The sequence below is a fragment of the Bacillus sp. FDAARGOS_527 genome (assembly GCF_003812125.1).
Taxonomy (GTDB): domain Bacteria; phylum Bacillota; class Bacilli; order Bacillales; family Bacillaceae_G; genus Bacillus_A; species Bacillus_A paranthracis.
The window spans coordinates 2,375,894-2,397,233 of record NZ_CP033795.1; the positions used below are offsets into that span (position 1 = coordinate 2,375,894).

Below are 21,340 nucleotides of genomic sequence, written 5' to 3' on the forward strand. Positions count from 1 at the left end.
TAAATTAAAACACACTACTCAAAACACTTCTCCTTCTCTCTAAACTACCCATTACACACTTCTCTCCACCATATTCGATACACCAATTCCTCAAAATCCCCTTCACATAAGCGAGCGTTCTCTTATTCTGTTCAAACGCAATTTTAAGCGCCTCTAATACTCTCTCTCCTGAAACTTTTCGTATCCATTCTTTCAATTCCTTCACGATATATGGGGATAGACTACTTATATGTTGCTCGTAAAACTTATAAACTTCACTATGTAGAGTGTCCTCTTCCACTTCCACATCTTTTATTTCTTCAACAACTTCTTGTAAACTACTAGTATCCTCTTCCTCTGGCATACCAAAATACTGCAATAACAATGGGATCTTCCATTTTTCTTCCAGACACGTACGTAAAAACATATGTATGAATTCTTTATTTTTTACAGTCTTTAACTCACGTAACACACATTTTTCTACATTCGTATTTAAAATAGGATTATAGTGTAGCCAATTTATTATATATAACTCTTTCGTTTCCGCATCATATAAAATCTTGCCGTATTCCACAAATCTACTTAACAATTTCTCAACAGTTTCCATACTGTAACCTGTTTCCAGCTCTGCCACTCGCTTCGGTAATACGTAAACTCCACATTGCTTCGTTTTCGTACCAGTTAACAAATATATGTAAAAATAACGCTCCTCTGGCGTTAAATCTAATATGAATTCATCTTGCCAAAAGTTCACTTGCACATTACGGTACACCGCCATATGTTTAACTCCCCCTCGCACTTATAAAAAGGCAGATTTCAATCCTTCAATATACATATAGGAGTGAGGGATTGGTTTTTGCAGTTGAATTCCAAATTTTTTTAACTACTACAACGACGGTTTTATTTTTTCGCGCTTTTTTGTTCTTGTAGTTGTTTTTGTTTTGTTTTTTCTTAGTGATTTATTACTTGGTAGGTGCTTATAAGGGGCTTGGAAGGGGCTTGGAAGGGGCTTAATAAGGGCTTATATAAAAAGGAGCTGTTCCAAATTCTCATTTTGGATAGCTCCTTTATCATTCTTTCTATTTTTGACTTGCATCTAACATCTTTACTAAAAAGGCAGCTGCTTCACCACGAGTTGTCGTGCCTTTCGGATTAAACACATTATTTCCAACACCTGTAACTACCTTTAAACTATATAATCGTTGAACAGGCTGTTTATATGTGATCAAATGTTTATCCCTAAATGACAATGCAACTAATTCACCTGTAACACCTTTATACTGTAATGCGTTGTCAATCATGATCGATGCTTCTTCACGTGTGATAGATGCGTTAGGATCAAAAATCCCGCCGCCACGACCGTTAATAATTCCTGCACTTGCACTACGTTTAATACCGCTATGAAGTGATGGATGCGCTTTGTTAATGTCTACAAATGACTTATCTCCTTCCGGTAGCTTGAGAGCATTTGAAATTAATGCAGCAAACTCAGCTCTCGTTACATTACGATAAGGCGCAAATACACCATTTCCTTCACCGTGCATAATTCCAAGGCTGTTCAGCTTACGAATGTTCCCTTCAAACCATCCACCTGTAATATCATCTTTTGGTTTTTGTACTTCTTTATGTGGCATATTATAGTTTATTTTAATCCAACTTGGGTTATAGAAAATCCACTCATCGTTACCTACTTTATACCAACCATTTTTAACTGCTAACACTTTGTAACGATCTCCGTTTGAAGCTTTACGAACGATATGATGTTCAAGTCCCGAACCACTACGTACGTTTATACCATCACCATTCACTACAAGCTCCATATTAGGTTCAGCTGGATTATATTCATTGGAATCAAATAGCTCATTTCTTTCTTGTAAAGGCGAATCAATTTGTGCGTTAACATTTGCATACCATTGAATACCTTGTACGAAGCCAGTCCAATTCCCACGAGAAATTAAAATATCAGGACAGTTTTTCCCGCTCCATTGTTGATGCCTATAAATGTGGTCCGCACTAATACCTTCTTTGTTCATTAAATAACCTGCAAGTCTCTTTGCATTCTCTAACGCTTTATTGTAATCTCCATCTTGGTTAACTGAAATTTCAATCCCGATAGATTCTCTATTTCCTGATCCATCCCCATCTCCTGCATGCCAACCGTTTTCATTTGTTGGTAAGTGCTGATAAATTTGTTTATCGTCTACAGTAAAATGCCATGAAGCTGTTCGGAACGTACCTTCCGTTGCTTGTTTATATAAATACTTCGCATGGTTTTCAGCATTTGCACCGCGGGCAGTGTTTGCAGTTTCGTGAATTGTAATATAACGTGCTTTCATCGGATTAGCGGGGCGAATATCAGGGTTTCCTGCTGGAACAATCCACTCTACAAACGGGACACCTGCAAGTGTTCCATATTTCTTCGTAGTCATCGATGCGCTATACTGAATAGCTCTTCGCTTTTCAACCGGCTTCATTTCGCGAGTAGAACCATCATTTCGACCGTCTACATGTTCAAATGCCTTTTCAATATTTGAAATGGCTTCATCTTCTGCTACTTCACCTTTTTTCGCTTCTTTCATTTTATGTAACTCTTCTGTTTCATCATGTTTATGTTTATATTCTTCTAGAAGAATTTCCTCGTTCTCTGATACTTCTGCTTCATTAATTTGCATGTGATCTGGAGTTTCTAGATTGAAATTAGAATAACGTAATACGTTCGTTCCACGCTCCCCTTGTGCAATACGAAGCTGGTCATTATGAGATTTATTTATCTCTTCTGCTGATATTGATAAAGGTGCACTCCCTAAAATTACTAGACTTGTTGATAGTGCGATTACTCGTTTTTTAATATTCATTGCTGTAATCGATATCTACACTGTTCGTGTAAATATCTCAACCTCCCTTTATTTTCTCATTCGTGAAAGACTATGAATCTACTATGTATAAAAATATGGTTATTCCGCCTTTTCATTTTATCCCCAGCAGGCGAATGATAGTTTCTAAAAAATCCCTTAACAGACATTATTTTATAACCAATTGCTATTGCCGTCAAAAGAACTTGTCCCCTTTTGCACATGCACACTACTACTTCTCAAAAAATAGATTAGGATACCTTTTACTGTTTTGCTTCAACAAGAAGGATGTTTATAATTTTTCATAACTATCAAGTCTCTATTAAATAAATGCTGTTTCCTTATACTTTCCTCTTTGAAAATATTAACATTTTTACATTCTTGCGATAATATAGATGTAACCTTTTACATTGAAATGAGTTTTATTTGGAAAGACAACTTACAAAAAAGATAATTAATAAAGTCGATTTCTTATCTCCATAAGGAATCGACTTTATTAATAGTAAATTTAAATATTTTTTCATTTTAGCTTCTATTACAAATTCCCTTTAACATTTTCGACAATCTCGTTTATCGTATTTCGATCAAACTTATCACTAATTTCGTATGGCTCACGATCTCCTACTAATTGTACGCCTACAATATCATTGCGATCCTTACCATATTGCACTTCAATAATCGATCCACGCTCTATTTGTTTCCAAACAAGACCTGCTTTATCCTTATTATCTAATACAATACAGTCCTCAATATTTTCGTCAATCCCAATTAACTTGTTATCATCCATATATCCAACCTCATATTGTTGACGTTCTTTCGCTTTTCCGCTTACTACTATACCTTTGCTTCCATATGAGTAATCCGTATAATCCTTTTTCTCCGATTGTATCGCTTTCGGCTCTTTTGCTTCAGTTTTTTCAGTATTTTCACAACCCATACTCATACTAATTGGCATCACTGCAGTTAATACTATTCTCGTAAATGTCTTCATCATTTATAACCAACCTCACATGTTTAACTTTACATTCCATTTATCCCCTTACCAAATAATAACATGATAATACCGAGAAAGAGTCAAAGTTAAAGTGAAATTTTAATCATTAGTTTTTTTATGCTAAAACTCTATGTAAAAAGCTAAAATTTCAAAATCACTAACTGAATTATCAACAAATGATAGAAAGTAGACATCCTACTCACATAAGATTTAAAATTAGAAAGTATGGAAAACATGATAAAAAATATTGGCTAGTTGTTCGCAATTAAAATGGTCTTTACATAAAGAAAGGAAGTGCACAGCTTTGGATTTTAAAACAGTTATGCAAGAGCTTGAAGCTCTAGGCAAGGAACGAACGAAAAAAATATACATATCTAACGGTGCGCAGGAACCAGTTTTCGGCGTAGCTACAGGTGCTATGAAACCAATCGCAAAAAAAATAAAAATAAACCAAAAGTTAGCAGAAGAACTTTATGCCACAGGCAACTACGATGCTATGTATTTTGCAGGCATTATTGCGGACCCGAAAGCTATGAGGGAGTCTGATTTTGATCGATGGATAGACGGAGCGTATTTTTATATGTTGTCTGATTATGTGGTGGCAGTTACTTTATCCGAATCAAATATCGCTCAAGAAGTTGCTGATAAATGGATTGCAAGTGGTGAAGAGCTTAAAATGTCTGCAGGCTGGAGTTGCTACTGCTGGCTTTTAGGAAATCGCAAAGACGATGAGTTTTCTGAAAGCAAACTTTCCGATATGCTTGAAATGGTGAAAAAGACAATCCATGATTCGCCAGAACGAACTAAATCCGCTATGAATAATTTTCTAAACACTGTAGCAATTTCATATGTGCCACTACACGAAAAGGCAGTCGAGATTGCAAAAGAAGTTGGTATAGTTGAAGTAAAACGTGCTAATAAAAAAAGCAGTTTGCTAAATGCTGCAGAGAGTATTCAGAAAGAACTTGATAGAGGCAGACTTGGGTTCAAACGTAAATATGTAAGATGTTAAAAAAGAAAAAGGTGGTAGCAATCTTTCGTGATTGCTACCACTTTTTTCTTTGACTACTGAACTCTCTTCTTAGAAAACATTCGTTTGCCTCTGGACAACTTATATGTTAGAAGCTTCTTCATTCCATTTATAAACCCTATCTCTTTTCTCATCACTTTTGACAAAAATAAGCTTTCCTTCTTTAACAAATCCTTCTAATAGTAAGCATACTTCTCCATATGCTTTCGGCTTATTCGTTGTGAATCTTTCATCTGATATTTTTCCAGCTCGTATTAATTGTTCACACAGCTCAAGTGCACTTATTTCTTCAGAATCCATTAATTCCAATATATCTCTTTGCAATGGTGATAAAGGTACTGGTATTTCAGCTACCTCCACCTTTTCTTTCGCGTTTTCTTCTTCAAATAAATCTTCAAATGAAATTTGATTCATTACTTCTTTTCCTTTCTAACGATTGATTTGTATAAAGCGTAGTTATTGTTATGTAGTACGTACCTTAATACATACATGTCAAACTCATGTACATCGTTTCATATAGTATATTTCGATTATACCAAATATACGTTCTGTTTTCTATCGTAGAATGGAAAACAGAACATTTTACTGTATGTATCATCATTAAATAACGCTGAATATCAATTATCCACATTTTTGGTTATATTATCAAAATTCCATCCACATTACGGAAATAAATGACAAATAATTATAACTTACATGTTACAATTACGATGCATGCATTTAGTTGTATTAAATGCATGCATCGTAATGAGTATATTTAATAAAGTTAAATGAAACCGGGGAGGCTTGCGCAAATGGGGAAGAAAACAAGCAAAGCTAAAAATTTTTTCGGATTCGTAATTACTGCAGCACTAGTAACTACAACGATGGTAGGCACAGCTAATGCACAAACAACTACGAATAGCTATAATGTAGCTAGTAATACGAACACTGTATTTACAGATGTACCAAAGGACCACTGGTCAAAAGATGCTATTGATTACTTAGCAGCAGCAGGGATTTATAAGGGGTATGGAAATGGGAAATTTGGTTTTGGCGACAATGTTACTAGAGGACAGGTAGCTTCTTTAGTCAATCGACATTTAGGTTTAAAAGTAGACGATAAACAAGGAAATATGTTTAGTGATATTGCAAATCATATGTTTGAAAAAGATATTAAAGCCATTGCGCAAGCTGGAATTATGACAGGTGATGGAACAGGTACATTCCGTCCAGATGATGTATTAACTCGATATGAGATGGCAGTAATATTACAAAAAGCATTTCATTTAGAATCAAAAGAACAAGGAAAATTTAAAGACGTACCAAAAGGTCATTGGGCTTATGAAGCTGTAAATACACTGCGTAGTAACCGTATAGCACAAGGTGACGAGTCCGGTAATTTTAACGGAAACACATTTGTGAAGCGTGAGCAGTATGCACAATTTTTCTATAATGCAATAGCAAAAAACAGAAATTATAATTTCAACATCAATTCAAAAGAAGAACTGAAACAAATGTTAACAACCGCTTTACAGAATGGAACGTTTGGTCCATTTACATTAAATTCATTGCGTAAAGATATATCTGAAGTAAAAAAAGAATATGGAGTGCCTGATGTTTTGAAAAAAGCACCATGTACAGAATGTGATGCACCTAATATAGCGGTATACGGCGATTATAATATTGATATGTACCCTTGGGACGCTAGATATATATGGGTGAAAATGGATATTTCTATCAATGAATTAAAAGAGTGGTTTGGTGAGCCCGATTTAATCGGAGAGGATATGACTAGCGAAGGCTTTATATATAATCGAGGAAGCTATTCTCTTTATTTCAGCTTCTCTGATGGTTATATTCAACGCGCTGAAATATCTAAACGTAAAGATCGTTAATAAGTTACAAACAATAAAAAAATCCTTCAAGAACATGCCTTTTCTTGAAGGATTTTTTGTCTCTATCTATTTAACATAATACAAAGCTATAAAACCCCTACTGATTAAAGTTTCACTTTATTCTTCTTGGTGCTCCGCTTCCCATTCACTTAAATACGTTGCATATTCTAATTCATCTGGATCATCATATAACATAGAAATAAACTCTAATTTATTTCCATCACAATCTAGAAAATATACGCTTGCAGCTGGCATCCATCTTTGAACAATTGGTTCTTCATTCCCTTTCCCCTGACTCCCTACTACCTCTATTCCACGATTCTCTAACCATAATTTAGAAATCTTTAAAAACTCTACATCTACACGAAAAGCGAAGTGTTTCATCTCAAAATCTTCATTACTATGTACTTCCCATAATCCAAGCATTTGCTCTTTACGTTCTCCTACCCAAAAGAATGCAACTCGTCTTTTCAATAGTTTTTTTGCTACTGTTAATCCTAACTTATTTTGATAGAAATCTATCGCTTTTTCTAAATTTCTTACATGTAAATGAGTTTCATATATGCTTTGTATCATTATATATTGCTCCCTCCCCTACATTCTGATTTTCTAAATTATATTTTGTTTTTATCATACAAATTAATATATTTTTAAGCATCCTACTTTTGTATAATTGTTCTTTCCTACAAAGGTATGTATATCTAGCTTTATCATTCATGTCCCAACGCCGAAATTCAATAAAAAAAACATTTACATTCTAGTAAATACATTTGTAAGTTTTTATAATGTAATATAAATAACATCTTAATAATAGAGGAGGAACCATTCTGGATAAAACCAAAGTTATGGCTTATTTTAGTGCAACGGGTGATATATTCCCCCTTGAAGCAATTACTGAAGCCCTAAGTATCGAGCCTACAAGAACTTATAAAAAAGGTGATGTTGTTGCAAGACGTGATAATCCGAATCTTGTATCCACCAAAACCCTATATAGAAAAGAAACTAATTGGACTTTAAGCACTGGCTATCAAGAATCATACGATATAAATAATCAGTTGTATGTTATTCTAAAATCACTTGAAGAGAAAACAGAACCATTAAAACAGCTTAAGAAAAAATATGATTTAGAATTTCTATTTATGGTAGTCATTCAAATTGAGAATAACGAATCACCCGCAATGTATTTACAAAAAAACATTATTGATTTTGCTAGTTCCATTCAAGCAGAAATTCATTTTGATCTAAATATTTATTAAAAACAAAAACGCTATTGATATTGGAATCAATAGCGTTTTTTTATGTGACTCTATTTTTTATCTTGCTTGTACCCAAAAGCAAATTCTTTTTATATAGCGTATTACTTCAATTTCCCTTCAAAAACAATCTTCCTACCGCACGGTTCTACTACTGTTTTGCCGTCTTTCTTCACCTCATGAAAGATTGGCTCTTCCATGCGGCGAGACGGTGCATAGCCTTCTTGTTCCATACGTGCTAAGCAGTCTGTAATTGTTTCGTTTTCGAGTACTTCAAATTTCTTTTTATTAGGTTGTTTTGTCATGCCCTAACCTACTTTCTATTTTTCTTGATGCGAATTGATTCTTCATGTAGATCATATATAACATTGCGAGAATTCCTATTATAATCATAACCGCAATAAAAAAGCTTGTATACTGTATTTTTTCTATAAATACGCCTCCTAATACAGGTCCCAGTATACTTCCTAAACTAAAGGCAATTCCAGATAATATATTACCTGCTGGCAATAAGTGTCTCGGTAATAAATCTGTCATAAATCCAAGTCCTAACGAGAAGCACGATCCAATGACCATACCCGCTAACAACATGCAGGCAAAGACGATCCAGTAATATTGATCAAATACGGCTGCAAGCAAGAAAATGCCCGTACTTATGCAGAACGTCCACGTTAAAATACGATCCCTTCCGTATTTGTCACTTAATATACCGAGCGGAATTTGTGTAATAATGCCCCCAACTGCAAATGCTGGTAATAAGAAGGATACTTCTGAAACGGACCATCCTTTTCGAAGCGCGTATACTGGTAAGTTACTGTTTAACATTGCTTCCAGTACACCATATGCAAGTGGTCCCAGCAGTGCAATCCATCCTAATCCAACAACTTGTTTATAACGTGAAAATGATGATTCACTCTTCACTTCTCTTTCATCTTGCGCCGGGAATGCATTTTTTGTTGGTAATAATAACAGCCAACCTATTAGACAAAGTATAGTAGATATAATAAATGGCGTTGCAAGACCGTACTGAACTGTGCTTGCTAAATACGGACCGACGGCAAAACCAATTCCGAAGAATACACCGTATATCGATACTTGTCTACCTATTTTACTCGGATCCGATGTTGTCGTAATCCATGTTTGTGTTCCGACATGTAGCATATGATCTCCCACTCCAACTAGAAATCTAAGGATAAACCATACCCAAAACGAAAATGTTTGTGTAAAAAAGAATAATGAAATAATAACGAGAAACCCACCAATCACGATAATTGGCTTCATTCCAAACCTTTGCATCGGTTTTTCAAGAAACGGCGAAATAACTAATATCCCAATGTACAATGCCGTCGCATGAATACCATTAATACTTGAACTAACCCCTTCTTGTTCAAAAATCATTGCAATGGCAGGTAAGAGCATACCTTGTGACAAACCCGAAATTGCTACAATCCCAACCATAATCCAAAAAGTAAAACGTATCGACATCCCTTTCCCTCTCCTTCTCACGCTTTCCACTTTTCATTATAAACTGTTTCTACAAATGCGTGTACGAATATTCGCAATAAAAAAGAAGCTAAAAGAATGAATCTTTTAGCTTCTTATCCTTCCCAAACTTGTGCTTTCACATTGTTATGGAATTGCTTGAAATACGGATGTTTATAAAAAGCAGTTTCATACAAATAATGATGCGAATGAACAATTGGTGGCTGTTGTATTTGTAACGGAACTACAACTGGTGAAACTTGCATATACAGCGGAGCTATCATCATTTTTGTATACACATGATGATTATATGGAGAATGCGCAATGAAGAACGGATGGTGCATGGATAATCTCTCCTTTTACTTACAATGTTATAGTATATGCAATACCTTTCATTTCGGGGATTATTTCTGTTCTAACCAATCCTCTACATGCTTTATAAATACATCTAAACAATCAATAAACGGCGAATGACCGCAATCTTCTAATACCTTCAACTCTGCATTTGGCAAATGTTTTGCTAACTCCTCACCGACTACTTGCGGTACGACATAATCTCTGTCACCTTGTATGACGAGTGTCGGCGCTTTAATATGATGAATTTGCTTACTTCCCTCTACAACCCCATTATGTTCATCTGAAATATTAAATGTAATGAGCGCATAATTCACATCTACGAAATTACGTTGCGTTAACATATCATCTAAATACTTTTCATAACGATCCGGTTCAGGTTGATTATGTGTATATATTAATAGATTCCATACTGTACGGTAATATAGTTTGTTCATATTTTTTATCGCGTCTAGCACTGGAGCGATTTGTACTGGATCTTGCGCAATTTCTTCTTTCGTCTTTACTAAACTTGATACAATCGGCTGCCCATTCGTATCTTTTTTAAAGATTGGGTATCCTTTCATTCCTACTGATTCTACTAAAATTAACTTTTCTACAAAAGTTGGGTGATTCGCTGTAAATTGCATTGCAACACCACCGCCCATTGACCAGCCCATTAATGAAAATTTCTTTAGTTTTAACCCGTCGATAAATAATTTTACATCTTCTGCAAAGTCTTGTATTGAATCTATCGCTTTATTATACGTTGATTGACCAAATCCTCTTAAATCGAGAGCGTAAATATGGTATTGATCTTGCAGCTTTTCAATAACTAAATCAAAGTGTTGTGACGATGTCATGTTCCCGTGAATAAGTACAAGAATATCTGTATTTCGCCTTCCAACTTCCTGATATGCAATCGTTTCTCCGTTCGATAGTGAAACAAACTCCATTGTTGCAGGCTTAATCATCACAAGTTCCCCCATTCTATTTAATAGAAAGAAAATTCTTTACTTACTTAAAGAATAGCACGTAGAATATACGTTCGCAACATAAAACCTATAAGAATTTTTTACATAAATCAACATGTCTATTACTAGACAATTAAAATAAAAAAGTATATAGTTAGCTAGGTAACTAATTTGAAAGGATCAAAATACATGGACGAAAAACAACATTTTTTTCACATCGTCAGCCAGACTTCTCGCAAGTTTACGAAGAAATTTAATGAACGCGTATCTCCAACTGGGTTATTTAGTGCGCAGTGGGCTGTTATTTTCCGTATCAATCAAACTGGTTCTTGTACGCAAACAGAATTATGTCAGTATTTAAACGTTGAATCACCAACGATGACCCGTACGTTAACACGTATGGAAACGATGGGCTGGATTATTCGTACAGAAGGAAAAGATCGCCGTGAGAAGCTCATTTCGTTATCAGAAACAGCGATAAAAATGATTCCGGTATGGCAAGAAGAAGTGGATACTTTCGAAGAAAAGACACTAGAAGGTATTAACGAAGATGATTTACATCAAGCATTTCAAGTGTTACAACAAATTATTAAAAACTTAGATTAACTTGGAGGGATGACCATGCAAAGTGAGAAACTTTGGACGAAGGATTTCCTCGGAACTTGTTTTAGTAGTCTATTTCTCTTCTTAACATTTTATATGCTTATGACTACTTTACCCGTCTATGTAATAGACGGCCTAAAAGGAAAACCTGAGGAAATTGGTTTAGTTGCAACTGTTTTTCTTATTTCATCTGTTTTATGTAGACCATTTACAGGAAAATGGCTTGATGAATTAGGGAGAAAGAAAATTTTATTTATTTCACTTTCACTATTTTTAGCTGCTACCGTTATGTATTTCGGTGCACAAAGTTTATTTTTATTACTTGCCCTTCGCTTCTTACATGGTATTGGGTTCGGTATGGCAACAACTGCAACTGGTACGATTGTCACAGATGTTGCGCCAGCTCATAGAAGAGGCGAAGCACTTGCCTATTTCGGCGTATTTATGAGTCTGCCAATGGTAATTGGTCCTTTTTTAGGTTTAACAATTATTTCTCATTTTTCATTCACTGTACTATTTATCGTTTGTTCCGTATTTTCATTGCTTGCATTTTTATTAGGACTACTTGTAAATATTCCGCATGAAGTACCAGTGAGCAAACAAAAACGAGAAAAAATGAAATGGAAAGACTTACTTGAACCTGCTTCTATTCCAATCGCTCTGACAGGATTTGTTTTAGCCTTTTCTTATAGTGGTATTTTATCCTTTATTCCTATTTATGCGAAAGAGCTCGGTTTAGGAGAAGTTGCTAGTTACTTCTTTATTTTATACGCACTCGTTGTTGTCATTTCTCGTCCATTTACAGGAAAGATTTTTGATCGCTTCGGTGAAAATGTACTTGTTTACCCAGCTATCATTATTTTCACAATTGGTATGTTCATTTTAAGCCAAGCTCAAACTCCGTTTTGGTTCCTTGGCGCAGGTATGTTAATCGGTCTAGGTTACGGAACATTAATTCCAAGCTTCCAAACGATTGCGATTTCTGCCGCTGCAAACCATCGACGTGGTTCTGCGACAGCTACGTACTTCTCATTCTTTGATAGTGGGCTCGGTTTTGGTTCTTTCATTTTAGGTATCGTCGCAGCGAAATCAAGTTACCATAATATGTATTTCATCGCAGCTATTATCGTTGCGTTCACTTTACTTTTATACTATGGATTACACGGACGAAAACAAAAATTCAAGAAACAGCGAACAGACGGACAAATATCCGCTTAACGTAAATAAGGAAAGTAAACTTATCCGTTTACTTTCCTTATTTTGTATTTCTTTCAATTGAAGCGTATACTTATAATAGAAATAAAAAGGAGGGACCCCTATGAAACTAAAAAAATCTCCCCTACTCTTACTCATAATCACATTCATATTTGTAATTACAGGGCTCGGTTTTACATACTTCAAACACAATAAAACAATCCCATCGAAAAATAACGTGACGAAAAAAAATTGGCTAGATGACCCGTACTTACGTTGGTCGTATACACATATGAAAGAATTCACTTTAATTAACGAGGTAAATCATAACCCAGATCAAGTTTCCCATTTCTCTACCGCTTTGCAAAACTTAGACGATTTTGCTGTAGAGCGTAGATTTGGAAATACAACTCCTCTAAAAAAACTTTTAGACGATAACAAAACGGATGCTTTTGTCGTTGTACATAATGGACAACTTGTATATGAACGATATTTCAATGGATATAAAGAAAGCGAACCGCATGGTATGGCGTCATTAGCAAAGGTATTTACCGGAGCAATAATACAATCTCTCGCTGAAGAAAATCGTATTGACTTAGAAAAAAAAGCTGACACATATATAAAAGAATTAAAAAATACACCGTTTGGTAAAGCCTCGCTTCAGCAATTATTGGATATGCAAGTTTCTGTAGAATATCCTACTCACGGATATGAACATCCAGCGTTAGAAAATCAAGATGCACAACTATACTTGGCAAGCAATATTTTACCTCGAGGTAAAAATTACGATGGTCCCATGAAAATTTATGATATGTTACGAGAAGCAGAAGAAACTGCACCGCCTGGTTCCGATTTTTCTTACGATAATGGATCAGCAGAAACACTTGCTTGGATTATTCGAACGATTACTGGTAAATCATTAGCTGAAAACGTTAGTGAGCTCATTTGGTCTCAAATTGGTATGGAAGAAAACGCGTATTACGTTACAGATGAAACAAGAGTTGAACAAGCAAGCGCTGGTTTAAATGCAACTGCTAGAGATATGGCGAGATTCGGACAATTATTATTAAATAACGGGGAATATAACGGAAAACAAATTCTCCCTTCTTCTATTACTGAAGAAATAAAAAATGTTCAAGAAGGTGAACTTGCAGTTGGCCCTGGCGCTTCCATTTCTTATCATAATCAATGGTGGATTCCGCACAATGAACAAGGTGCTTTCGAAGTGTTAGGTAGTTACGGACAAACACTTTACATCGATCCGAAAGCGAATATGGTAATTGTCCACTTCTCTTCTAACGCTACGCCAAGTAATGAAATCCATTCCGTTTACTCCAATATGTATATTGATATTGCACATCATTTAGAGAAGCTTCCACAGTAGTGGAAGCAGGAGTTTAAACCTTACATGTATGACTATTTGATTGAACACACGATCTGTTGTGTTGAAACATCAATATATCTAAAAAAAGGAGCTCTCTTCATAAAGAGAGCTCCTTTTTTTATTTCTTCTTCTTTTCTGTCGGTTGACTTTGTTTAGCGAAATTAGATGAATCATCGAAATTTGGTTGCTTTTTACCAGCATTATTACTTCTACCTTTTCCCATATGTAATGCACCTCCCCTCCTCCTTACTATTCCCAATAAAAAAATCCTCTTGCATCCAGAATTTTTTTATTGTCCCTTATTCATATGGCACTACTGTTCTCGTAGTACTTCCAACACCCCATTACCCTCATCACGTTTATTCATAATGAAACTTTTTATTAGCAATCCAATAATACGTTACGAAGAGTGTCAATAAGATCCAAACTATAGTTAGTACTCCTGTAATTATTGCGTTTGAATGTACGCCCCCCGTAACTAACGTTTCCATTGCATACTTACTCATACTTGCTGGATTAAGCAAATCCATTATTGGATTCAAACCGACGATTACTCTACAGGCTAAAAGGAAAACAATTGAAATTAATGCAATCATACCTTGACTGTGAAAAATAGTACTTATCATTGTTGTGAAAGATACGATAAAAAGAATCCAAATTAGATACAATAGTAATCCAGTAATTAGGTGCGCAAATGGAACGGCAGTAAAAAGAAAATTTACATATAGATAAGAAGTTACGTATCCAATTGTTACACTAAACGCTACCATTAAATAGTTTGACACTATTTTCCCACCTACATATGAAGTAACAGTAACTGGCCTTGTTAAAATAAAGGCCAACATGCCATTTTCTTTATCGGTTTGAATTGCACCCATCATAGAAATCACTAGAATCATAAGTCCAAGCTGATCAAACTGGGATCCTAATGTACTTGCTAATACTACGCCTCCTTTTTGTGTTGCCATATTTGGATCAATGATAATTCCCTGCCCTCCACCTAATGCTTCTAGAATTGATGGTAAATAATGAGTTACTATCGGTTGTGTCGCGCCTAAAAATATAAAAACAATTGGTAGCCAAATAATCTTAAAATCACGTAACATTTGAACATATTCTTTTTTTATCAATACAATTGAGTTGTTCATTTTTGCACCACCAATTTCAAAAAAATTTCTTCTAAAGTATCGTTGCTCATTTCAAATTTAACGATGTTCACTTTATGTTCGAGTGCATTTTGCAGTAACATATTTTTATTGATTTCGATACTTTCAACCTTCACTTTGATTTTAAGCCCAACCACTTCTACGTCCTTCACATACGGTAATTTTTTTACAACTTCAATCCACTTTTGATCTTTAGTTGTTATTTCAATAATCAATTTATTTTCACTATTACGGTGTAAAAGTTCGGTAATCGTTGTGTCTTCTATTTTTGTTCCATCTTTTATAATGACAAATCGTTCACAGATTTCTTCTGCATCGCTTAAGATGTGGGTTGATAATAAAATGGTTGTATCTTTTTTTATTTCTTCAATCAGATTCAATACTTCTCGCCGGCCGATCGGATCTAATGCGGATACCGGTTCATCCATGACAATAAGCGAAGGTTTATGCAATAATGCTTGTGCAATACCAAGTCGTTGTTTCATTCCACCAGAAAATGTACTAACCTTTGCGTTTTCTTCACCCTTTAGTCCAACTTTCTCTAAAATTTCTGGAATTGACTTTGACAATTCTACTTTATTCAATCCCGAAAGTTGGCCCATAAACATAAGCGTTTCTCTCGCTGTCATCCAATGAAAAAAATTAGGATATTGAGGTAAATAACCAATTTCACTTTTCATTTTTGATATTTTTATCCCATTCAATAAAACTTCACCAGCAGTTGGATTAGTAATATCCGAAATTACTTTTATTAATGTAGATTTTCCTGCTCCGTTTGGTCCAATTAATCCGACGCATTCCCCCGCTTGCAGTTCCATCGAGAAATTATTGACAGCAATTTTTCCTTTAAATGATTTTGTTACATTTTTAATCTCTAATTTCATAATTTCCCACTGTCCTTTCTCCCTATAACAAAGTACAAGATAGGTCCCAATATATTAACGAAAAGAATAATGAACGTCCATACAAGTACATTTTTTCTTGTTTTTCTATTTCGGTATAAATCAATGAATGCAATAAAAACTAAAAGTGCCCCCACTGCAATAACTGGCAATATAATAGGTAGAAAAGTCATAATATCAATGTCTTTAAGATCATTCAATCCATAATGTAGTTGCATTATTGTCATTCCTCCCTAAATTCATTCTCATTATTGATAATGATAAATCATAAACGAATGAATTGCAAACATTATTCTCATTATTTATAATGAGAATAAAAATATATGATAAATAAGGTGAGCGAATGAGTAATAAAGTTGAAATTTTAATGCATCCAGTAAGAATGAAAATTTGCCAAGTGTTAATGAGAAATAAGGAAAATGGGCTAACACCGTTAGAAATGGTAAAAATCATTAAAAATGTACCACAAGCTACACTATATAGACAGCTACAAACTATGGTTGATTCTGGTATCGTCCATGTAATTAAAGAAAAAAAGGTAAAATCTGTTTCTGAAAAATATTACGCAATCAATGAAGAAGATGCAAAAATTGAAGGAAGTGAATGGAAAGGCTTATCTGATGATGAAAAATTAAACTACATTTCCTATTATCAGTTATCACTTATGACACAATATCAAAGTTACCTTAAGAAATTAGAGGAACAAAACAGTCAAGAAGATACTGCTACTTTTTCTGTAGTGGAATTAAAGCTAGATGAAGAACGCTTTGGAAAATTTCAAAGCGAACTTAACGAATTAATGATTAAATACTACAATAGCCAAAATAAAGATGAAATAGAGGCTCCGGTTCGGACCATCGCTATTACAATTATTCCAGAAACGTGAACTCACTCAACATACATAATACAAGCCGATGATTCCTTACCGTAGGAATCATCGGCTATCTTCATTTTGACTTTTGCTGTATAGCTGGCGAAAAAAACGGATCTAGAAACTGAAATGTTTTAAAATCTAGAATTCGAATGTGCTTAAAGTTGCTATCTATATTACATGAATTCTTTTCTCGTGTTAATCTCATACGATCCACACTCTCTCCAAAAACTTTTAAAAAAGAAGCATGGGTAAACTAACAAATATAAATTAGGGATCCACCAAGACATATCAAAATCTAAACGAATTGTCCAAAATGCTAGAGCTTGTAACCCTGAGCAAAAAGTTAAAATTAATGATAGAAATGCAAAGTGGCTCCAAGTATGTTTTTGTTTAGAATGCAAATACAAACTTAAAAATCCCGTTAACGAGATTAACAAATCTAGAGGCAAGAAAGACCAATTCCATGCTACTAAAATAGGATCTTCATAATCTTTAAACAAATATTCTTGCGGAATCATATGAAAAATTGTTATGAGCCAATATACAACAAACCCAAAATCAGTAATAAAGAAAAAATACTTTAATCGATTCAATGTATACGTTCCTCCACCATTTCTTTTTTCTTCGCTTCATGTGCCGCACTATTAAAATTTAATATTACGACTCCAATTAAAATAAAAAGAATTGCTAGTATCTTAATTATATTGATACTTTCTCCAAAATAAATAAAACCAATTGTTGTAATCGTTACAATTCCCATACCTGACCACACCGCATATGCAACGGACATCTCCATCCCTTTTAATGCAAATGACAGAAATGCAAAACTTACTACATAAAATACAAAAATAAGAATGCTTGGTACAAGTTTCGTTAATCCATCAGATAGTTTCATCGCAGTTGTACCTGCTACCTCAAATAAAATTGCTAAACATAAATAAATCCACTGCACTACTCTCCCACCTTCTATTTCGAATTAGAAATGCCATATAGTAACATGTCCATAATCGATTCAAGCATACTTCCCAATGTATAATCACTCTTTTCAATAAACATAGGATCATATATGCGATTCAGTGCCCCTAAATACACTTCAATAAAAAACGGAATTTGAATTTTTCTTATGCTACCTTCTCTCATTCCCTCTTCTATTAAGCCAATTACAGTAGACCAGCCTTCACGTAAAAACTCATCTAATTTTAACCATTGGTAATAATGATGTTTTTTTAGTTCTACTAATAAACGTGCATCCATAAATGTAAATTGTTGTGGAATGCAAATTAAGATGAGTCTTATTTTGTCAACTATTTGTAACGTATCATCTTCAGCGATATTTTTTTCCTTTTCTTGAATACTTTCTATTACATTACGAATAACTTCATCTACTATTTCATCTTTTGAAGAAAAGTGCTCATAGATTGTCCTCTTACTGACAGCTAATTGTTTTGCTAAATCACTAATTGTAAATGTAAACCCCTTCGTTTGAATTTGATGAATTGTTTCTGTTACTATTCTTTGCTTCATAATCCGCCCCCTGAACCCTTGGTACCAATTTGTTTTTTTTAGTACCATTTCATTTTACAATATTTAACACAATGTATACAACTAACATTTCAAATTTTCTAACTTTTATCTCAAAACAGATAAACATGAGAGCAATGAGGAACATTCCTGCATATTCAACAATCAAGTGAATGTATAGAACCACACTGATGCATGAAGCCTTAAAAAAGTTACATGCAGCTCTATAAGAATATGTTAGTATATGTTCTTTTTTAGCTTGATGGGGCTGGATAGAAAATATTAGTCACTGCGCACTAATATTTTTGATTTCATATGATTCCTATAACAATTACAAAGCTGAATAATCATCGTTGGAGCTGCTTACTTCTGCAAAAAAAGATACCCTTATACGAGTGTCTTTTCTACTCTCTTTAAAGAATGTATATCAACCTCATAAGTATTCCCATATGGTCTAAGTGATGGGATCTCTTCCTTTGGCCCATAAAATATTACTTTCAAATCATCATCTTTATACTGAACTACGAAGAAGTCATCGAATTGGTCAAATGTATTTTGATTGATTGTGATAAACCCTTTTTCTTGGGCAGTTGTTTTAACACTTATTCTTCTTCCATCTTTAATGACATCATATCCATGCTGATTCGTCACTTTGGATAGCTCACCATTCGTGTAAAGGACACAAAAAAATTCACCTAGACGACCTATAAGATGTCTTAATTCAGTCGCCTTACAACCAAGAATATTCATTTCAAATCTTAACATTTCAAAGTATTCTTCATATAACTTTTTAATTTGTGAGATTCCTATTTGATCCTTATAAAAAAGAAGTTTCCCATTATCCCACTCACCTACAACAGATTCAAACTCTGCCCCTTTAGGCTTGTGAAAAACTAATCCAGTATAAGGATAATTTTCACCTACATATCTATAAGTTTTTTTGTTTATATATATAAACAGATTTTTATTAACATCTCTTCCTTTGTTATAGCGGTTATAACAATAATCAGCAGGATTCATACTCCCCGGTTTCGTATTAAATTTTGTTATTAATCTGTCCTTTATCTCTGCAGATGTTACAATATCGCCTATTTTTTCTTGAAGCGCCTCTATAAATTGCTCATAAATAGTCAATGTAATCCTCTCCTCGTGTTTCTAAATCGTTTTAGACATTGCAAAACTTTCACTCTATCATTTGGTCAAACTGTAGAATAATATATCTAGGGTTCCTCAGAAATTCATATAATCTTCTATATAAATTTTACATTTAATTAATTAAATTTCATAGACTATTAGAGTAAAATATGAATTTGAAGGCGAGAAACGCCAATCTACCTTTCACCTAAGTAAAAAAAGCGCCCTATAAACAGGGCGCTTTGCTCCAACCTAATGACTAATATTAGCCGTTGGGTATAATGTTGTTCCTCCAATTGAAACCTTTATTTCATTTGTTAATGGAACATTTTGTTCATTAATAATTGTTCTCCACCATTCCCATGCAAGACCTGTACATTCTCTTGCTACGATTTTTATATTTTTTGAATTTGGTGGAAGAGGGATTACTGTAGAATAATGAGCTGTTTTGTCTTTGCCACTACCTTCCCATGTTTTATGTGTTAGTATTTCTTTCCCATTTTGATCAAATGTGAATTCATCCCAAGATACATCAAATTGAGCAACATAAGCACCGTAATGATCAAGTGTCATTTTAGCACTTGAATATTCTGTAGTTGTCGTCTCGATATAATCTGTATTGTTATGAACAGCAGCAGTTGCATTATCTTTTAAGAACGTGCTTGTATATGAAATTGGATATGCTGGATTTTTAAAACTTAATTCAGCATTATCTTTAATGATATTTCGGATTTCATTGAAATCTTTTGTAACAACCTTGTTATGCTCTTTCGCATCTCCACCTAATACGACAGCAGTAAAGGTACTTTCTTCAAAAATATCTTTGTACTGCCCACTCGTTTCAACGCTGTTATTCTTAAGTAAAGCTTTAAAAGCAGCTTGTACATCTTTACTCTTAGATGTTGTTTCTAATTTTACATAAACCGTTCTACCATAAGCTACATTTGAAACCATAACAGGTGGAGCCGAATTGCTTACTCCTTTACGAGTTAACTCACCAAAAGTAACACTATTATCAAAGAGATCAGATGGATTGTTAGGTAGTTCAGCACTTACAGTATAAAATATTTGTTTATATGCGGCCACCATCACTTTCTTTTCTCCATTTGCAACTGCATTAAAGTCAATATTTAGACTGTTATCAAGATATTTAGCATTAACATTAAGAGCACTTGCGATTTGTGCTTTACTATACACCATAGATTCTGTATACTGCATTCTTGCAGGTAACGTATGTGTTGTGGAATACTTTTCATTCCAAGTAGATACTAAATCATCTACTGCTCCAGCCACATTACCATATGTCGGATTTTGGACAGTGATTGTATTTTCTTTTCTCATACCAGGTAAGTCTATACTAATATTCAAAGGCTTTCTCTTAGCCACTAATAAACTCGGTTGATTGTCTGCAAAAGCTTTATTGGCAAGTTGTACAGCTCCTGGATACGTACGATTCGCTACAGAATCAATAATCGAAATATCGACTGGTGACGTTGTAAGTGATTTTTTCTCACGTTCCACTACTACAAATTTACCATTTGAATTGATACTTTCTTTCGGAACAAAACTCTCTACTTTATCACCATTTACAGCTAAAACCTCTTGATTATTATATGTAAGATTCCCTATACCAGTATCAATGCTACTAGCATTTTTAGTTATATCATTTGCATGACCGGCTTGTGTTTCTGCGAAAGAAATAGATGAATAATTAAGAGTGCATAGACTAACTAATACACATGTAAGGAACTTTCTTCCCTTAAAATTTTTCATAATATTCAGAAAAAA

General features: G+C 34.2%; 24 protein-coding genes. 7 read left to right on the plus strand and 17 right to left on the minus strand.

Annotation, left to right across the window (positions count from 1 at the left end):
* Window positions 1–4: 4 nt before the first annotated feature.
* The 3 genes from EGX95_RS14750 to EGX95_RS14765 form a co-directional block, all read right to left on the minus strand.
* Window positions 5–757, minus strand: coding sequence for a DnaD domain-containing protein (locus EGX95_RS14750; protein WP_000312126.1), 753 nt, complete (start codon window positions 755–757; stop codon window positions 5–7).
* 301 nt (window positions 758–1,058) lie between these two features.
* Window positions 1,059–2,834, minus strand: coding sequence for an S-layer homology domain-containing protein (locus tag EGX95_RS14760; protein WP_001022197.1), 1,776 nt, complete (start codon window positions 2,832–2,834; stop codon window positions 1,059–1,061).
* A gap of 532 nt (window positions 2,835–3,366) precedes the next feature.
* Window positions 3,367–3,825, minus strand: a complete 459-nt coding sequence (locus EGX95_RS14765; RefSeq protein ID WP_000978302.1) for a hypothetical protein — start codon at window positions 3,823–3,825, stop codon at window positions 3,367–3,369.
* 304 nt (window positions 3,826–4,129) lie between these two features.
* On the opposite strand from EGX95_RS14765, the gene EGX95_RS14770 reads away from it, so the two are divergent.
* On the plus strand, window positions 4,130–4,837 hold the full coding sequence (locus tag EGX95_RS14770) for a DNA alkylation repair protein (RefSeq protein ID WP_000346345.1): 708 nt from the start codon (window positions 4,130–4,132) through the stop codon (window positions 4,835–4,837).
* 99 nt (window positions 4,838–4,936) lie between these two features.
* On the opposite strand, the gene EGX95_RS14775 is transcribed toward EGX95_RS14770, so the two are convergent.
* Window positions 4,937–5,269, minus strand: a complete 333-nt coding sequence (locus tag EGX95_RS14775; RefSeq protein ID WP_001071913.1) for a DUF3895 domain-containing protein — start codon at window positions 5,267–5,269, stop codon at window positions 4,937–4,939.
* A 380-nt stretch (window positions 5,270–5,649) separates the two neighbouring features.
* On the opposite strand from EGX95_RS14775, the gene EGX95_RS14780 reads away from it, so the two are divergent.
* Complete coding sequence (locus EGX95_RS14780) at window positions 5,650–6,732, plus strand: S-layer homology domain-containing protein (RefSeq protein WP_000516912.1); 1,083 nt, start codon at window positions 5,650–5,652, stop codon at window positions 6,730–6,732.
* 117 nt (window positions 6,733–6,849) lie between these two features.
* On the opposite strand, the gene EGX95_RS14785 is transcribed toward EGX95_RS14780, so the two are convergent.
* On the minus strand, window positions 6,850–7,308 hold the full coding sequence (locus EGX95_RS14785; RefSeq protein ID WP_001992609.1) for a VOC family protein: 459 nt from the start codon (window positions 7,306–7,308) through the stop codon (window positions 6,850–6,852).
* A 269-nt stretch (window positions 7,309–7,577) separates the two neighbouring features.
* On the opposite strand from EGX95_RS14785, the gene EGX95_RS14790 reads away from it, so the two are divergent.
* Window positions 7,578–7,988: a DUF4279 domain-containing protein gene (locus EGX95_RS14790; RefSeq protein ID WP_000323206.1), complete on the plus strand. Its 411-nt coding sequence runs from the start codon at window positions 7,578–7,580 to the stop codon at window positions 7,986–7,988.
* A gap of 101 nt (window positions 7,989–8,089) precedes the next feature.
* Here EGX95_RS14790 and EGX95_RS14795 read toward each other — a convergent pair whose 3' ends face one another.
* The 4 genes from EGX95_RS14795 to EGX95_RS14810 form a co-directional block, all read right to left on the minus strand.
* Entirely contained in the window at window positions 8,090–8,290 is a 201-nt protein-coding gene (locus EGX95_RS14795; protein ID WP_000166303.1) for an NETI motif-containing protein, read from the minus strand.
* Window positions 8,274–9,470, minus strand: a complete 1,197-nt coding sequence (locus EGX95_RS14800; RefSeq protein WP_000027644.1) for an MFS transporter — start codon at window positions 9,468–9,470, stop codon at window positions 8,274–8,276. Before EGX95_RS14800 ends, EGX95_RS14795 begins: the two co-directional genes overlap by 17 nt.
* Window positions 9,471–9,583: 113 nt before the next feature.
* Window positions 9,584–9,811, minus strand: a complete 228-nt coding sequence (locus tag EGX95_RS14805) for a hypothetical protein (RefSeq protein WP_000546480.1) — start codon at window positions 9,809–9,811, stop codon at window positions 9,584–9,586.
* A gap of 60 nt (window positions 9,812–9,871) precedes the next feature.
* A complete protein-coding gene (locus EGX95_RS14810; protein WP_000594873.1) occupies window positions 9,872–10,774 on the minus strand; it encodes an intracellular short-chain-length polyhydroxyalkanoate depolymerase in 903 nt (300 codons plus the stop codon).
* A gap of 189 nt (window positions 10,775–10,963) precedes the next feature.
* On the opposite strand from EGX95_RS14810, the gene EGX95_RS14815 reads away from it, so the two are divergent.
* From EGX95_RS14815 to EGX95_RS14825, 3 genes are all read left to right on the plus strand, one after another.
* Window positions 10,964–11,380 carry a MarR family winged helix-turn-helix transcriptional regulator gene (locus EGX95_RS14815; protein ID WP_000343680.1) on the plus strand — a complete coding sequence of 139 codons (417 nt, stop codon included), beginning with the start codon at window positions 10,964–10,966 and terminating at the stop codon, window positions 11,378–11,380.
* 15 nt (window positions 11,381–11,395) lie between these two features.
* Complete coding sequence (locus EGX95_RS14820; RefSeq protein WP_001190341.1) at window positions 11,396–12,595, plus strand: MFS transporter; 1,200 nt, start codon at window positions 11,396–11,398, stop codon at window positions 12,593–12,595.
* A 100-nt stretch (window positions 12,596–12,695) separates the two neighbouring features.
* Window positions 12,696–13,955 carry a serine hydrolase domain-containing protein gene (locus tag EGX95_RS14825; RefSeq protein WP_000768703.1) on the plus strand — a complete coding sequence of 420 codons (1,260 nt, stop codon included), beginning with the start codon at window positions 12,696–12,698 and terminating at the stop codon, window positions 13,953–13,955.
* Window positions 13,956–14,314: 359 nt separating this feature from the next.
* Here EGX95_RS14825 and EGX95_RS14830 read toward each other — a convergent pair whose 3' ends face one another.
* The 3 genes from EGX95_RS14830 to EGX95_RS14840 are packed head-to-tail and all read right to left on the minus strand — an operon-like array spanning window position 14,315 to window position 16,241.
* Window positions 14,315–15,103: an ABC transporter permease subunit gene (locus EGX95_RS14830; protein ID WP_123805641.1), complete on the minus strand. Its 789-nt coding sequence runs from the start codon at window positions 15,101–15,103 to the stop codon at window positions 14,315–14,317.
* Window positions 15,100–16,005 (minus strand): ABC transporter ATP-binding protein, encoded by a 906-nt coding sequence (locus EGX95_RS14835; RefSeq protein ID WP_000763103.1) that lies wholly within the window; start codon window positions 16,003–16,005, stop codon window positions 15,100–15,102. Before EGX95_RS14835 ends, EGX95_RS14830 begins: the two co-directional genes overlap by 4 nt.
* A complete protein-coding gene (locus EGX95_RS14840) occupies window positions 16,002–16,241 on the minus strand; it encodes a PLD nuclease N-terminal domain-containing protein (RefSeq protein WP_001175970.1) in 240 nt (79 codons plus the stop codon). The genes EGX95_RS14835 and EGX95_RS14840 overlap by 4 nt, the downstream gene beginning before the upstream one ends.
* Before the next feature lie 125 nt (window positions 16,242–16,366).
* On the opposite strand from EGX95_RS14840, the gene EGX95_RS14845 reads away from it, so the two are divergent.
* Window positions 16,367–16,909 carry a transcriptional regulator gene (locus EGX95_RS14845; RefSeq protein ID WP_000066859.1) on the plus strand — a complete coding sequence of 181 codons (543 nt, stop codon included), beginning with the start codon at window positions 16,367–16,369 and terminating at the stop codon, window positions 16,907–16,909.
* Window positions 16,910–17,070: 161 nt separating this feature from the next.
* Here EGX95_RS14845 and EGX95_RS14850 read toward each other — a convergent pair whose 3' ends face one another.
* The 5 genes from EGX95_RS14850 to alo form a co-directional block, all read right to left on the minus strand.
* The gene (locus tag EGX95_RS14850) at window positions 17,071–17,490 is read right to left on the minus strand and encodes a YvaD family protein (protein WP_001080896.1); all 420 of its coding nucleotides are present in this window, start codon (window positions 17,488–17,490) and stop codon (window positions 17,071–17,073) included.
* Window positions 17,487–17,849 (minus strand): DMT family transporter, encoded by a 363-nt coding sequence (locus EGX95_RS14855; RefSeq protein WP_001198604.1) that lies wholly within the window; start codon window positions 17,847–17,849, stop codon window positions 17,487–17,489. Before EGX95_RS14855 ends, EGX95_RS14850 begins: the two co-directional genes overlap by 4 nt.
* Window positions 17,850–17,863: 14 nt before the next feature.
* Window positions 17,864–18,421 carry a TetR/AcrR family transcriptional regulator gene (locus tag EGX95_RS14860; protein WP_000813653.1) on the minus strand — a complete coding sequence of 186 codons (558 nt, stop codon included), beginning with the start codon at window positions 18,419–18,421 and terminating at the stop codon, window positions 17,864–17,866.
* 384 nt (window positions 18,422–18,805) lie between these two features.
* Window positions 18,806–19,552 carry a DUF7225 domain-containing protein gene (locus EGX95_RS14865; protein WP_000158218.1) on the minus strand — a complete coding sequence of 249 codons (747 nt, stop codon included), beginning with the start codon at window positions 19,550–19,552 and terminating at the stop codon, window positions 18,806–18,808.
* A 252-nt stretch (window positions 19,553–19,804) separates the two neighbouring features.
* Entirely contained in the window at window positions 19,805–21,325 is a 1,521-nt protein-coding gene (gene alo, locus EGX95_RS14870) for an anthrolysin O/cereolysin O family cholesterol-dependent cytolysin Alo (protein WP_000787695.1), read from the minus strand.
* Window positions 21,326–21,340: the final 15 nt, after the last annotated feature.